We start from the raw sequence: 13,720 nt of genomic DNA on the forward strand, positions 1-13,720 counted from the left end.
CTGGCGGTCGGCGCCGGCGAGGAGCGGGCGGTGGTCAAGAAGGGCGAGATCAGAATAGCCACCGTGATGTCGGTGACGTTGTCGACCGATCACCGCGCCGTCGACGGCGCGCTCGGCGCCGAACTGCTCGGCGCCTTCAAGCGCATGATCGAAAACCCGATGGGCATGCTGGTGTAAGAAGGGAAAAGGCGGTGCGGAAATTCTTCACCAGCCTTTCCGTCTTGATCATTTTCGATCCCGACGGCGAGCTCTTCGCACGCCGGCGCGGCAGGCGCTCGCAGCCAGCTTTCGGCAAGGGTGGGGCAATCGCATGAAGACAATTCTCTGTTATGGCGACTCGCTGACCTGGGGCTATGACGCCGCCAATCTCGGCCGCCATGCGCTCGAGGACCGCTGGCCTAGTGTGCTTGGGGCTGAACTCGGCAACGATGTCGAAGTCATCGCCGAAGGCCTCAACGGCCGCACCACCGCCTTCGACGACCATCTGGCCGGCGCCGATCGCAATGGCGCCCGCATTCTGCCTACAATCCTGACCAGCCATGCGCCGCTCGATCTCGTTATCATCATGCTCGGCTCCAACGACATGAAGCCTTGGATTCACGGCAATCCGGTCGCAGCCAAGCAAGGCGTGCAGCGGCTGATCGATATCGTGCGCGGCCATGACTATCCGTTCGAATGGCCGGCGCCGCAGATCCTCATTGTCGCGCCGCCTGTCGTGACGCGCACCGACAATGCCGAGTTCAAGGAAATGTTCGCCGGCGGCGACGACGCTTCCAAGCGTCTGGCGCCGCAGTATTCCTTGCTGGCCGACGAGGCCGGCTGCGGCTTCTTCGACGCCGGCACGGTCGCAACCACCACGCCGCTCGACGGCGTCCATCTCGATGCCGAGAACACGCGAAACATCGGCAAGGCTCTGGCGCCGCTCGTGCGCGTCATGCTCTCGCTCTAACCCTCAGAAAGATCAGGGAGAAAACCCGTGGCTGAATCCTACGACGTCATCATCATCGGCTCAGGCCCGGGCGGCTATGTCACGGCGGTGCGTTCCGCCCAGCTCGGCTTCAAGACGGCGATCGTCGAGCGCGAGCATCTTGGCGGCATCTGCCTCAACTGGGGTTGCATTCCGACCAAGGCGCTGCTGCGCTCGGCCGAGATCATGCATTATTCGGATCATCTGAAGGATTTCGGGCTGAAGCTTGAAGGCGGTAAAATCGTCCCCGACACCGCTGCCGTGGTCGACCGCTCGCGAAAAGTCTCGCTCAGGCTGAACACCGGCGTCGGCTTCCTGATGAAGAAGAACAAGGTCGACGTCATCTGGGGCGAGGCCAAGCTTTCCAAAGCCCCAGCCGGTGACAAACCGGGCGAGGTCGTCGTCTCAAAGACCGCGAAGAAGGCGATGGAGCCGCAGCCGCCGGTGCCGAAAGGCGTCAAGGGCGAGGGCACCTACACGGCCAAGCACATCATCCTGGCGACCGGCGCCAGGCCGCGCGCGCTGCCCGGCATCGAGCCGGACGGCAAGCTGATCTGGACCTATTTCGAGGCCATGGTGCCGAAGGAAATGCCGAAATCGCTGTTGGTGATGGGTTCGGGTGCCATCGGCATCGAATTCGCCTCGTTCTACCGCACCATGGGCGCCGATGTGACGGTGGTCGAGCTGCTGCCGGCGGTGATGCCGGTCGAGGACGCCGAAGTCTCGAAATTCGCGCAGAAACAGTTCGAGAAGCAGGGCATGAAGATCCTCCTCGAGGCCAAGGTGACCAAGGTTGAAAAGGGCGCCAATTCGGTCACCGCGCATGTCGAGATGAAGGACGGCAAGGTCGAGAAGATCACCACCGACCGCATGATCTCGGCCGTCGGCGTGCAGGGCAACATCGAGAATCTCGGCCTTGAAGCGCTTGGCGTGAAGACGGACCGCGGCTGCGTGGTCGTCGACGGCTACGGCAAGACCAATGTGCCCGGCATCTACGCCATCGGCGACGTCGCCGGCCCGCCCATGCTCGCCCACAAGGCTGAGCATGAAGGCGTCGTCTGCGTCGAGAAGATAGCCAATTTCCCGGGCGTGCACCCCATCGACAAGCTGAAGATCCCCGGCTGCACCTATTGCAGCCCGCAGGTCGCGTCCGTCGGCCTGACCGAAGCGAAGGCAAAGGCGGATGGCAAGGACATCCGCGTCGGCCGCTTCCCGTTCAGCGCCAACGGCAAGGCCATCGCGCTCGGCGAGGATCAGGGCTTCGTCAAGACCATCTTTGACAAGAAGACCGGCCAGCTTCTCGGCGCGCACATGGTCGGCGCCGAGGTGACCGAGCTCATCCAGGGTTTTGTCGTGGCTATGAACCTGGAGACGACCGAGGAAGAGCTGATGCATACGATCTTCCCGCATCCGACACTGTCGGAGATGATGAAGGAGAGCGTGCTCGATGCCTATGGCCGCGTCTTGAACGCCTGATGAGCCACCAATCGGTGATAAGTCACCAATCGGTGATCGATGGCCAATCCGTGCTAACGTGGTCGGGCGAGACTCACACGCGGCAGCCGGAGAAAGCTGACGGCAAGGCGGTTCGTATCCGGATGCATTTTCACCTGATCGAGGAGGAATTGGACATGCATATGAATGGCGTCGGCTGGATCGCAGCCATCATCGTCGGCGGCTTGGCGGGTTGGCTGGCCGAGATGGTCATGAAGAGCAACACCGGTATCTTCATGAACATCATCATGGGGATCGTCGGTGCCATAGTGCTGAACGCGATCCTGCAGGCTCTCAACATCCAGTCGTTCGGCGTCGGCTGGGTCGCCTATCTGATCACCGGCTTCATCGGCGCCTGCCTGCTGATCTTCGTCGGACGGCTCGTGCGTCGCTGACCCAAAGCCACCGTTATGCGAAAATGGCCGTGGCGGCATGCGCTGCCGCGGCCTTTTTCTTTGTCCCGAAAAGTCCTAGATGACGCAAGACAGGTGGCTGGCGAAATCGCGGCCGCGAAGGGTTTGAGATGGTCACAGTCGTAGACACGATCGCCAACCGGCCGCGCCCGCGGCATCCCGAGAAGGCGCACCGGCCCGACCAGGAGGTGCTGCGCAAGCCCGACTGGATCCGCGTCAAAGCGCCGGTTTCCAAGGGCTATGCCGAAACGCGCGAGATCGTGAAGTCGCACAAGCTGGTGACGGTGTGCGAGGAGGCCGGTTGCCCCAATATCGGCGAATGTTGGGACAAGAAGCACGCCACCTTCATGATCATGGGTGAGATCTGCACGCGCGCCTGCGCCTTCTGCAATGTCGCGACCGGCATCCCGACCGCGCTCGATCCGGATGAGCCGGCGCGCGTGGCGCACGCCGTGAAACAGATGGGATTGAGCCACGTCGTCATCACCTCCGTCGACCGCGACGATCTTGCCGATGGCGGCGCGCAGCATTTCGCCGAAGTCATCCGCTGCATCCGCGCGGCAACGCCTTCGACGACGATCGAGATCCTGACGCCCGACTTCCTGCGCAAGGACGGCGCGCTGGAGATCGTCGTTGCGGCCAAGCCCGATGTCTTCAACCACAATCTCGAAACCGTGCCGTCGAACTACCTGACGGTTCGCCCCGGCGCGCGTTATTTCCACTCGATCCGGCTTTTGCAGCGGGTCAAGGAACTCGACCCGTCGATCTTCACCAAATCCGGCATCATGGTCGGCCTCGGCGAGGAGCGGAACGAGGTGCTGCAGTTGATGGACGATCTGCGCTCGGCCAATGTCGACTTCATGACCATCGGCCAGTATCTGCAGCCTTCCAAGAAGCACCACCCGGTGATCCGCTTCATCCCGCCGGACGAGTTCAAGTCCTATGAGACGATCGGCAAGACGAAGGGTTTTCTCCTCATGGCGTCGAGCCCGCTGACCCGCTCCTCGCACCATGCCGGCGAGGATTTCGCCAGGCTGCGCGCGGCGCGCGAGGCGCAGCTCGCGAAGGCCAGCTGACCTTCAATGCCGAAATTCGAGGCGACACGCCGCGTCGCGCATACGCCCGACGAGATGTTCGCGCTGGTGGCGGACATCGAGGCTTACCCGCAATTCCTGCCGCTCTGCGAATCGCTCACCGTGCGCTCGCGCAAGGAGCGTGACGGACGCACCATCCTGGTTGCCGACATGAGCATCGGCTACAAGGCGATCCGCGAGACCTTCACGACACAGGTGCTGCTGAAGCCCGACGAGAAAGCGATCGACGTCAAATACATAGACGGCCCGTTCAAATATCTCAGCAATATCTGGCGCTTTGATCCCGCGACCAGCGGCTGCGAGGTGCATTTCTTCATCGACTACGAGTTCAAGAGCCGCATCCTCGGCGCGGTGATGGGCACGATGTTCGACCGCGCCTTCCGCATGTTCTCGGAAGCCTTCGAGAAGCGGGCAAACGTGATTTACGGTGTAAAGCCCGCCTAACGTTCGCCGAGCGCGCGCAAGCCGAGTTGCAGCGCGTGCCGCACCGTCTCGTGCCGGATGAATTCGCGGCCCTTGTGACCGAACAGCTGCCGCTCAGCGATTACCAGCTGTCCGGCAAGCGCTATCCCGAACCAGACAAGACCGACCGGCTTGTCGGCCGAGCCGCCGCTGGGGCCGGCAATGCCGGTGACGGCGAGCGCCAGGCTTGCCTGCGAATGCGTCAGCGCCCCCGCCGCCATTTCCAGAACTGTCTCGCGCGAGACCGCGCCATGCGCGTCGAGCGTGGCGGCGGAGACGCCGAGCATCTCCATCTTTGCTTCGTTGGAATAGGTGACGAAGCCGCGATCGACCACGGCGGAAGACCCGGCGATATCGGTGAGCGCCGCGATGATCAGGCCGCCGGTGCAGCTTTCGGCCGTCGCCAGCATAATACCGCGCTGCTGGCAGGCCTGGAGCAGCGCGTTTGCGAGTTCGGCGTTGCTCATGCCGGCACCTCGCCCGGATAGACGACACTGGCGGTGGCGATCGCGGCGATACCTTCGCCGCGCCCGACGAAGCCGAGCTTCTCGTTGGTTGTTGCCTTAATCGAAATGCGCTCGGGCGCGATGCCGAGCATGGCTGCGAGCGCTTGCGTCATTGCCGCGCGATGCGGCCCGACGCGCGGCGCCTCGCAGATCAGCGTGATGTCGGCATTGGCGATACGGCCGCCGCGCTCGCGCACCAGCTTCGCCGCGTGCTCGACGAATATCTTCGAGGCAGCACCCTTCCATTGCGGATCGGACGGTGGGAAATGCGTACCGATATCGCCGGCGCCGCAGGTGGCGAGCAGCGCATCGGTCAGCGCGTGAAGCCCGACATCGGCGTCCGAATGGCCGGAGAGTTTGCGATCATATGGAATGGCGACGCCGCAGAGCGTTACATGGTCGCCGGGCTCGAACGCGTGCACGTCATAGCCGTTGCCGGTGCGAATATCCGGGAAGCGCTGCTGCGCGCTCGAAAGCCGCTGGTCGGCCAATGCGATGTCCCTTGCCCAGGTGAGTTTGACGTTGTCCGGCGATCCGGGAACGATCTTGACCGGTATCTGTGCCCATTCAGCGATCGCCGCGTCGTCGGTGAATTCCGTCTTGCCCAGATGATGCGCCTTCTCATGCGCCGCGAGCAGCGGCCAGAACGGAAAGCCCTGCGGCGTCTGCGCGGCATGAAGGCCGGCTCTCGACACCGTCTCGTCGATCATGCCGGCGGCCGATTCCCGCTTCAGCGTGTCGGCGACAGGCAGCGCCGGCAACGCGCCTTGGCGCTCGCCGATGGCTTCGATGGTGCGGTCGATCAGCCCGGCGTCGACGAAGGGTCGCACGGCGTCATGCACCAGCACTTTTGCCGGTGCCTGGTCCCTCAGCGCCAGCAGGCCGAGCCGCACGGACGCCTGGCGCGAAGGGCCGCCGATAACGGCGACAAGACGATTGCCATGCGCTTCGGCCGCGCGTTGGAAGAGTTCGGCGTCGTCGGCATGGATGGCGACGACCACGGGACCGATCATCGGATGGGAGAGGAAGGTATCCAACGTATGCGCGATGACGGCACGGCCGCCGATGCGCTGATATTGCTTCGGACCGTCCGCCTGTCCGGCGCGCGCGCCACGGCCGGCGGCAACGATCACCACCCCGATCCCGCCATTCAGGCCTGTCGCTTGCTTTTCACTTGCCTCGCTCATTCCGATCGGTCCTAGTCGGGGTGATGGCCGAAGGCCAGCTTTTTCCAAAATGCGCCTTAATGTGACGTCATTGCGCGTTGCACAATGCCACACTTCTGGCTAGAGAATGTGCAACGATCGAACATGCTTGGTTTTTGTGCATGGCTGAACTGACCACATTGGCATCGCCTCTTGATGTCGGCGGCGTGAAAATCCGTAATCGGGTTTTCCTGGCGCCGATGTCGGGCATCACCGACGAGCCGTTCCGGCAGCGCGCGTACGGGCATGGCGCGGGATTGGTCGTTTCGGAAATGGTGGCGAGCGGCGAACTGGCTAAGGGCAGGGCAGGCTGCGACCTTCGCATCCGTCATTCCGGCCTGCCGGTGCATATGGTGCAGCTTGCCGGCCGCGAGGCCGTGCACATGGCTGAGGGCGCGCGAATCGCGGCGGGCGAGGGCGCCGATATCATCGATATCAATATGGGCTGCCCGGCGAAGAAGGTGACCGGCGGCTATGCCGGCTCGGCGCTGATGCGCGACCTCGACCATGCGCTGTCGCTGATCGAGGCGGTGGTCGGCGCCGTTGCGGTACCGGTGACGGTCAAGATGCGGCTCGGCTGGGACGAAAGCGCGCTCAACGCGCCGATGCTGGCGCGGCGCGCCGAACAGGCCGGCGTCAGCATGGTGACCGTGCATGGCCGCACGCGCTGCCAATTCTATCAAGGCAAGGCCGACTGGCGCGCCATCGCCCGCGTCAAGCAGGCCGTCTCGATCCCGGTGGTGGCCAATGGCGATGTCGGCTCGCCGGAAGAGGCGGCGACAATCCTCGAACAGGCCGGCGCCGACGCGGTGATGATCGGTCGCGCGCATTACGGCGCGCCGTGGATTGCAGGAAGCATCGCCTCAATTGCCGGTGGTGTATCTGCGCCCGGCATTCCGCACACGCCGCAGGCGCTCGCCGACTATGTCGTGTCGCATTACGAGGACATGCTCTCGCTCTACGGCGCCGAAAGCGGCCTGCGTCAGGCGCGCAAGCATCTCGGCTGGTATCTCGACCGTCACGCTCCCGATGTCTCAGCCGAGCAGCGCAAAGCCATTCTCACGTCCTTCAAACCGGGTGAAGTCGTGGCCGAATTGTGCCGTGTCTTCGCCGACGGCGCGCACCCGGACAGCCTGCGGAGCGCGGCATGAAGGCGGACGTGCCACAGCAGGCCGATATGGCGGATGCCGCCAATATCGTGCTCAACACCATCCGCCGCCCGGTGATCATGGTCGATCCCGACGGCTTCATCACATTCGCCAACGCCGATGCCGAGGACTTCTTCCGCTCCAGCGCGAATATGCTCGCGCGCAACACGCTCTCCAAGCTGGTGCCCTTCGGCAGCCCGTTGCTGACGCTGGTCGACCAAGTGCGCGAACGCCGCGCGCCGGTCAACGAATACCGCGTCGACGTCTCGTCGCCGCGCCTCGGCATCGAAAAGATGGTCGATCTCTACGTCGCGCCGGTGCCGGAATTTCCGGGCTCGGTCGTCGTCATGTTCCAGGAACGCTCGATGGCCGACAAGATCGACCGCCAGATGACGCATCGCGGTGCGGCGCGCTCCGTCACCGGTCTTGCCGCGATGCTGGCGCATGAGATTAAGAACCCGCTCTCCGGCATTCGCGGCGCCGCCCAGTTGCTCGAGCTTTCCGCCTCCGATGAAGACCGCGCGCTGACCCGCCTGATCACCGACGAGACCGACCGCATCGTCTCACTGGTCGACCGCATGGAAGTGTTCTCCGATGAGCGGCCGATCGAACGCTATCCGGTCAACATCCATGTCGTGCTCGACCATGTGAAGGCGATTGCCAAGAACGGTTTTGCAAGACGGATCAAGATCTTGGAGGAATATGATCCATCATTGCCTCCGGTCTTCGCCAACCGCGATCAACTGATCCAGGTCTTCCTCAACCTGGTCAAGAACGCCGCCGAGGCGATCGGCGCCGACCCGCAAGGCGAGATCGCGCTGTCGACGGCCTTCCGCCCAGGCATCCGCGTCTCGGTACCCGGAACGCAGGACCGGGTGTCGTTGCCGCTGGAATTCTGCGTGCATGACAACGGTCCAGGCGTTTCCGAGGACATCCTGCCGATCCTGTTCGATCCGTTCATCACCACCAAGCCGAACGGCTCCGGACTTGGCCTTGCGCTGGTCGCCAAGATCGTCGGCGAGCATGGCGGCATCATCGAATGCGATTCGACGCCGCGCGGGACGACGTTTCGCATCCTGCTTCCGGCCTGGAAGGAGGCCGCACCAAGCGCCGGCGATGAAGCTGAAGGAGACCGCACATGACCGCTCGCGGCAATATTCTCGTCGCCGATGACGATGCGGCCATCCGCACCGTGCTCAACCAGGCGCTGTCACGCGTCGGCCACGAGGTGCGTGTGACCTCCAATGCCTCGACGCTGTGGCGCTGGGTGGCTGCGGGCGAGGGCGATCTCGTCATCACCGATGTGGTGATGCCCGACGAAAACGCCTTCGACATGCTGCCGCGCATCAAGAAGGCGCGGCCCGAGCTGCCGGTCATCGTCATGAGCGCCCAGAACACGTTCATGACCGCCATCCGCGCCTCCGAGACCGGCGCCTACGAATATCTGCCGAAGCCGTTCGACCTGACGGAGCTGCTCAACATCGTCAGCCGGGCGTTGGCCGAGCCGAAGCGGCCGAAGCTCGATGGCCGCGCGGAAGACCAGCCGGAGACAATGCCGCTGGTCGGCCGATCCGCCGCCATGCAGGACATCTACCGCATGCTGGCGCGCATGATGCAGACCGACCTCACGGTCATGATCAGCGGCGAGTCCGGCACCGGCAAGGAGCTGGTGGCGCGCGCGCTGCACGAATATGGCCGCCGTCGCGGCGGCCCGTTCGTGGCCATCAACATGGCGGCGATCCCGCGCGACCTGATCGAATCGGAGCTGTTCGGCCACGAAAAGGGCGCCTTCACCGGGGCACAGAACCGCTCCAGCGGCCGGTTCGAACAGGCCGAGGGCGGCACGCTGTTCCTCGACGAGATCGGCGACATGCCGATGGAAGCGCAGACCCGGCTGCTGCGCGTGCTGCAGCAGGGCGAATACACCACTGTCGGCGGCCGCACGCCGATCAAGACCGACGTCCGTATCGTCGCGGCCACAAACAAGGACCTGCGCACGCTCATCAACCAGGGCCTGTTCCGCGAGGACCTGTTCTATCGTCTTAACGTCGTGCCGCTCAGGCTGCCGGCGCTGCGCGAGCGTTCCGAGGACATTCCCGACCTGGTGCGGCATTTCTTCAAGCAGGGCGCCAGCGAGGGCCTGCAGACCAAGCGCATATCCTCCGGCGGCATCGAGCTTATGAAACGCTATCCCTGGCCGGGCAATGTGCGCGAGCTCGAAAACCTGGTGCGCCGGCTGGCCGCCCTCTACTCGCAGGACGAGATTTCATCTGAAATCATAGAATCGGAGCTGAAAACCGGCGAAAGGCCGGTCGTGCCCGATGGCGGCGCGCTCATCCCCGACGATCTGTCGATCGGCCAGGCTGTCGAGCATTTCCTGCAGCGCTACTTCGCCTCCTTCGCCGGCGAATTGCCGCCGGCCGGGCTCTACCAGCGCATTCTTGCCGAGGTCGAGTATCCGCTGGTGCTGGCTTCGATGACGGCGACGCGCGGCAACCAGATCAAGGCGGCGGAGCTTTTGGGGCTCAACCGCAACACGCTGCGCAAGAAAATCCGCGAGCTCGGCGTCAACGTCTACAAATCAGCCAGGCAGCCGTAACGTCACCTCGTCCCGTCGGTGAATTTTGTCTGGGAAAGATTATCTTCCCGGCCACACTTGTTGCATAATCGCCACAATGCGTTGCATACATCCGACGCGATGACCGACTCTGTACCGCGACATGGCAGCTGAGGCTCCGACCCTGACCCAACCGCTTTTCAACCAGACCGGCACGCGTGACGGGCGACGGTTGCTGGCGTTGCCCGGCGTGGTCGCCATTGCCGGCGCGGTGATCACGGCGGCCATATCGTTTGCGATCCTGGTCGGCGCAACGCCGATCGCGCCGACCGCCGACGCGACCTGGGCTCTGATCGCGGCCAATGCCGTCTTTGTGCTGTTCCTCATCGCCTTGATCGCGCGCGAGGTGCGACGCATCGTGCTGGCGCGGCGCCACGGCAGGGCTGCCTCGCGGCTGCATGTGCGCATCGTCGCCATGTTCGCGCTGGTCGCCGCCATCCCGGCCATCATGGTGGCGATCATCGCCTCGATCACGCTCGACATCGGCCTCGACCGCTGGTTCGAAATCCGCACCAAGACGATCGTCAACTCGTCGCTGTCGATCGCCGACGCCTATGTGCAGGAGAACGCGCGTAACCTGCAGGGCACGACATTGTCGATGGCATACGATCTCGATGCCTCGCGCACGCTTTACGGTCTCGACAAGGGCGGTTTCCTCGATCTGTTGAACAAGGAGGCCGTCGGGCGCGGCCTAGCGCATGCGGCCCTTATCAAGCCGGACGGCTCGTTCGTCATGAACGCCAAGACCGACGCCGACTTCCCCATGCCCGAGCCGCCCTCGGGCGCTGTCGACACCGCGGCCGAGGGCAAGCCGGTGCTGATCGAGCCGCGCACCCGCAACATCATGGGCGCCATTATCAAGCTGCGCGAGATCGAAGGGCTTTACCTCTACACGATCCGGCTGGTTGATCCCGACGTGATCAAGGCGCGCCAGATCGTCAGGGGCAACACCGACGAATACCGTAATCTGCAGGACAATCGCCGGACCTCGCAGGTCGCCTTCGCGTTGCCTTATCTATCGCTCACGCTGATCATCACGCTCTCGGCGATCTGGACTGGCATCGCGGTCGCCGACCGGATCGTGCGGCCGATCCGCCAGCTGATCGGCGCCGCCGACGAGGTGGCGACCGGCAATCTCGACGTTGCCGTTCCAGTGCGCCAGTCCGATGGCGACGTCGCCTCGCTCGGCGAGACCTTCAACAACATGATCCTGGAGCTCAAGTCGCAACGCAACGAGCTGCTCTCGGCCAAGGATCTGATCGACGAGCGCCGGCGTTTCTCCGAGGCGGTGCTTGCCGGCGTCACTGCCGGCGTCATCGGCGTCGACCCCTACGGCATCATCACCATCGTCAATCGCTCGGCCGAGACCATGCTGACGATTTCGGCGAATGCGACGCTCGGCCAGAACCTTTCGACAGTCCTGCCGCTTGTCGGTCGCGTGTTCGAGATCGGGCGGCAGTCCGGCAAGCCGGTCTATCGCGAGCAGGTGACCTTCTTCCGCACCGGTCTGGAGCGCACCTTCAATGTCCAGGTAACGGTCGAATCCGGCGACGACGGCGAAGAAGAGAAATCCTATGTGGTGACGGTCGACGACATCACCGATCTCGTCCAGGCGCAGCGTTCGTCGGCCTGGGCCGATGTGGCGCGGCGCATCGCGCATGAGATCAAGAACCCGCTGACGCCGATCCAGCTTTCGGCCGAGCGCATCAGGCGCCGCTACGGCAAGGTCATCACCGAGGATCGCGAGGTGTTCGACCAGTGCACCGACACCATCATCCGCCAGGTCGAGGACATCGGCCGCATGGTCGACGAATTCTCGGCCTTCGCCCGCATGCCGAAGCCGGAGATGAAGGCGATCGACCTTCGTGAGTCGTTGCGCGAGGCGTCTTTCCTGGTCGAGGTCAGCCGCTCGGACATTGCCTTCCAGCGCGATTTCGGCAGTGAGCCGTTGAAAGGCACTTTCGACAGCCGCCTGATGGCTCAGGCCTTCGGCAACGTCATCAAGAACGCGGCCGAGGCGATCGACGGACTTGATGCGCAGGACCGTTCGGGCGGCACAATCCGGATTCAGGCCGGACGGCAAGATGGCGCCATACGAATCGACGTTATCGATAACGGCAAGGGGCTGCCGCGCGAGAATCGCCAAAGGCTTCTCGAGCCCTATATGACGACGCGCGAGAAGGGCACCGGGCTTGGCCTCGCTATCGTCAAAAAGATCGTGGAGGACCATGGCGGCCGTCTCGAATTGCACGACGCGCCAGCGGATTTCCATGGCGGCCGGGGCGCGATGATCTCGATCATCCTGCCCCCGGCCACGATCGTAGCCGCGCCGCCACGCGGTGAAGGTCGAAGCGAACACGAACGAGAAACTGAAAAGGTCGGTAATGGCGTCTGACATTCTCATCGTCGATGACGAGGAAGACATCCGCGAACTTGTCGCCGGTATATTGAGCGACGAGGGTCACGAAACCCGCACGGCCCATGATGCCGACAGCGCGCTTGCGGCGATAGCCGATCGCGCGCCGCGGCTGATTTTCCTCGATATCTGGCTGCAGGGCTCGCGCCTCGATGGCCTGGCGCTGCTCGACGAGATCAAGACCATGCATCCGAACATGCCGGTGGTCATGATCTCCGGCCACGGCAACATCGAAACGGCGGTGTCGGCCATCCGGCGCGGCGCGTATGATTTCATCGAGAAGCCGTTCAAGGCCGATCGCCTCATCCTGATCGCCGAGCGCGCCCTGGAAACGTCCAAGCTGCGGCGCGAGGTCTCCGACCTCAAGCAGCGCAGCGGCGAGACTTTCGACCTGATCGGCATGTCGTCGGCGATGAGCCAGCTGCGGCAGACCATCGAGCGCGTCGCGCCGACCAACAGCCGCGTCATGATCATCGGCCCCTCCGGCTCAGGCAAGGAGCTGACGGCGCGCGCCATCCACACGCTGTCGTCTCGCAAGTCCGGTCCGTTCGTCACGCTGAGCGCGGCCACCATCACGCCCGAGCGCATGGAGATCGAGCTGTTCGGTACCGAATCGAACGGCACCGAGCGCAAGGTCGGCGCGCTGGAGGAGGCGCATCGCGGCATCCTCTACATCGACGAAGTCGCCGATATGCCGCGCGAAACGCAAAACAAGATCCTGCGCGTGCTGGTCGAGCAGCAATTCGAGCGGGTAGGCGGCACCAAGCGCGTCAAGGTCGATGTCCGCATCATTTCCTCGACCTCGCAGAACCTCGAAGCGATGATCGCCGACGGCCGCTTCCGCGAGGATCTTTACCATCGCCTGGCGGTGGTTCCGGTCATAGTGCCGGGGCTCGCTGAGCGGCGCGAGGACATTCCCTACCTCGTCGACAACTTCATGAAGCAGATCGCGCGCCAGGCCGGCATAAGGCCGCGCCGCATCGGCGACGATGCGCTGGCCGTGCTGCAGGCGCACAACTGGCCGGGCAATGTTCGCCAATTGCGCAACAATGTCGAGCGGCTGATGATCCTGGCGCGCGGCGAAGACGCCGATGCGCCGATCACCGCCGACCTTCTGCCGTCCGAGATCGGCGACGTCATGCCGCGCACGCCCAACCAGTCGGACCAGCACATCATGGCGCTGCCGCTGCGCGAGGCCCGCGAGCAATTCGAGAAGGATTATCTGATCGCCCAGATCAACCGCTTCGGCGGCAATATCTCGAAGACCGCCGAGTTCATCGGCATGGAACGATCAGCACTCCACCGCAAGCTGAAGTCGCTGGGTGTGTAGCGAGCCCTTGGCCCACGTGATTGTTCGTTACGGCAGGGGCGGAATCGCCTAAGAAAGCCGGACATTTT

Annotated in this window: 13 protein-coding genes; 11 read left to right on the forward strand and 2 right to left on the reverse strand. The window is 63.8% G+C overall.

The genetic code is table 11. From position 1 onward, the window contains the following. From LB523_RS16525 to LB523_RS16550, 6 genes are all read left to right on the forward strand, one after another. The coding region (locus LB523_RS16525) for a 2-oxo acid dehydrogenase subunit E2 (protein WP_224605151.1) at nucleotides 1-177 on the forward strand (177 nt) is incomplete at its 5' end. 133 nt (nucleotides 178-310) lie between these two features. Further along, on the forward strand, nucleotides 311-949 hold the full coding sequence (locus tag LB523_RS16530) for an SGNH/GDSL hydrolase family protein (protein ID WP_224604631.1): 639 nt from the start codon (nucleotides 311-313) through the stop codon (nucleotides 947-949). Nucleotides 950-976: 27 nt separating this feature from the next. Beyond that, nucleotides 977-2,443, forward strand: coding sequence for a dihydrolipoyl dehydrogenase (gene lpdA, locus LB523_RS16535; RefSeq protein WP_224604633.1), 1,467 nt, complete (start codon nucleotides 977-979; stop codon nucleotides 2,441-2,443). 155 nt (nucleotides 2,444-2,598) lie between these two features. Beyond that, on the forward strand, nucleotides 2,599-2,856 hold the full coding sequence (locus tag LB523_RS16540) for a GlsB/YeaQ/YmgE family stress response membrane protein (protein WP_095765464.1): 258 nt from the start codon (nucleotides 2,599-2,601) through the stop codon (nucleotides 2,854-2,856). 128 nt (nucleotides 2,857-2,984) lie between these two features. After that, complete coding sequence (gene lipA, locus LB523_RS16545; RefSeq protein ID WP_224604636.1) at nucleotides 2,985-3,950, forward strand: lipoyl synthase; 966 nt, start codon at nucleotides 2,985-2,987, stop codon at nucleotides 3,948-3,950. A 6-nt stretch (nucleotides 3,951-3,956) separates the two neighbouring features. Next, a complete protein-coding gene (locus LB523_RS16550) occupies nucleotides 3,957-4,412 on the forward strand; it encodes a type II toxin-antitoxin system RatA family toxin (protein WP_140542906.1) in 456 nt (151 codons plus the stop codon). Here LB523_RS16550 and LB523_RS16555 read toward each other — a convergent pair. After that, a complete protein-coding gene (locus tag LB523_RS16555; RefSeq protein WP_224604638.1) occupies nucleotides 4,409-4,897 on the reverse strand; it encodes a CinA family protein in 489 nt (162 codons plus the stop codon). The genes LB523_RS16550 and LB523_RS16555 overlap by 4 nt on opposite strands. Continuing rightward, the gene (locus LB523_RS16560) at nucleotides 4,894-6,123 is read right to left on the reverse strand and encodes a bifunctional 2-C-methyl-D-erythritol 4-phosphate cytidylyltransferase/2-C-methyl-D-erythritol 2,4-cyclodiphosphate synthase (protein ID WP_224604641.1); all 1,230 of its coding nucleotides are present in this window, start codon (nucleotides 6,121-6,123) and stop codon (nucleotides 4,894-4,896) included. The genes LB523_RS16555 and LB523_RS16560 overlap by 4 nt, the downstream gene beginning before the upstream one ends. A 140-nt stretch (nucleotides 6,124-6,263) precedes the next feature. Between LB523_RS16560 and dusB the strand changes: the two genes are divergently transcribed. The 5 genes from dusB to LB523_RS16585 all read left to right on the forward strand — a co-directional run bounded on the left by dusB (nucleotide 6,264) and on the right by LB523_RS16585 (nucleotide 13,652). After that, entirely contained in the window at nucleotides 6,264-7,292 is a 1,029-nt protein-coding gene (dusB, locus tag LB523_RS16565; RefSeq protein ID WP_224604644.1) for a tRNA dihydrouridine synthase DusB, read from the forward strand. Continuing rightward, nucleotides 7,289-8,431: a two-component system sensor histidine kinase NtrB gene (locus LB523_RS16570; protein WP_140843396.1), complete on the forward strand. Its 1,143-nt coding sequence runs from the start codon at nucleotides 7,289-7,291 to the stop codon at nucleotides 8,429-8,431. The genes dusB and LB523_RS16570 overlap by 4 nt, the downstream gene beginning before the upstream one ends. Beyond that, nucleotides 8,428-9,888 (forward strand): nitrogen regulation protein NR(I), encoded by a 1,461-nt coding sequence (ntrC, locus tag LB523_RS16575; protein ID WP_095765457.1) that lies wholly within the window; start codon nucleotides 8,428-8,430, stop codon nucleotides 9,886-9,888. Before LB523_RS16570 ends, ntrC begins: the two co-directional genes overlap by 4 nt. Nucleotides 9,889-10,009: 121 nt before the next feature. Continuing rightward, the gene (locus LB523_RS16580) at nucleotides 10,010-12,301 is read left to right on the forward strand and encodes a sensor histidine kinase NtrY-like (RefSeq protein WP_224604646.1); all 2,292 of its coding nucleotides are present in this window, start codon (nucleotides 10,010-10,012) and stop codon (nucleotides 12,299-12,301) included. Next, nucleotides 12,291-13,652, forward strand: coding sequence for a sigma-54-dependent transcriptional regulator (locus LB523_RS16585; protein ID WP_095765455.1), 1,362 nt, complete (start codon nucleotides 12,291-12,293; stop codon nucleotides 13,650-13,652). Before LB523_RS16580 ends, LB523_RS16585 begins: the two co-directional genes overlap by 11 nt. Nucleotides 13,653-13,720 lie beyond the last annotated feature (68 nt).

Origin of the sequence: Mesorhizobium sp. ESP-6-4, from assembly GCF_020164735.1 — a bacterium.
GTDB lineage: Bacteria > Pseudomonadota > Alphaproteobacteria > Rhizobiales > Rhizobiaceae > Mesorhizobium.

What these genes read in the sequence shown, in the direction of transcription:
- LB523_RS16530 (WP_224604631.1), top strand. Translation starts at nt 311, where the DNA reads ATGAAGACAATTCTCTGTTATGGCGACTCGCTGACCTGGGGCTATGAC.
- LB523_RS16540 (WP_095765464.1), top strand. Translation starts at nt 2,599, where the DNA reads ATGCATATGAATGGCGTCGGCTGGATCGCAGCCATCATCGTCGGCGGC.
- lipA (WP_224604636.1), top strand. Translation starts at nt 2,985, where the DNA reads ATGGTCACAGTCGTAGACACGATCGCCAACCGGCCGCGCCCGCGGCAT.
- LB523_RS16550 (WP_140542906.1), top strand. Translation starts at nt 3,957, where the DNA reads ATGCCGAAATTCGAGGCGACACGCCGCGTCGCGCATACGCCCGACGAG.
- LB523_RS16555 (WP_224604638.1), bottom strand. Translation starts at nt 4,897, where the DNA reads ATGAGCAACGCCGAACTCGCAAACGCGCTGCTCCAGGCCTGCCAGCAG.
- LB523_RS16560 (WP_224604641.1), bottom strand. Translation starts at nt 6,123, where the DNA reads ATGAGCGAGGCAAGTGAAAAGCAAGCGACAGGCCTGAATGGCGGGATC.
- dusB (WP_224604644.1), top strand. Translation starts at nt 6,264, where the DNA reads ATGGCTGAACTGACCACATTGGCATCGCCTCTTGATGTCGGCGGCGTG.
- LB523_RS16570 (WP_140843396.1), top strand. Translation starts at nt 7,289, where the DNA reads ATGAAGGCGGACGTGCCACAGCAGGCCGATATGGCGGATGCCGCCAAT.
- ntrC (WP_095765457.1), top strand. Translation starts at nt 8,428, where the DNA reads ATGACCGCTCGCGGCAATATTCTCGTCGCCGATGACGATGCGGCCATC.
- LB523_RS16580 (WP_224604646.1), top strand. Translation starts at nt 10,010, where the DNA reads ATGGCAGCTGAGGCTCCGACCCTGACCCAACCGCTTTTCAACCAGACC.
- LB523_RS16585 (WP_095765455.1), top strand. Translation starts at nt 12,291, where the DNA reads ATGGCGTCTGACATTCTCATCGTCGATGACGAGGAAGACATCCGCGAA.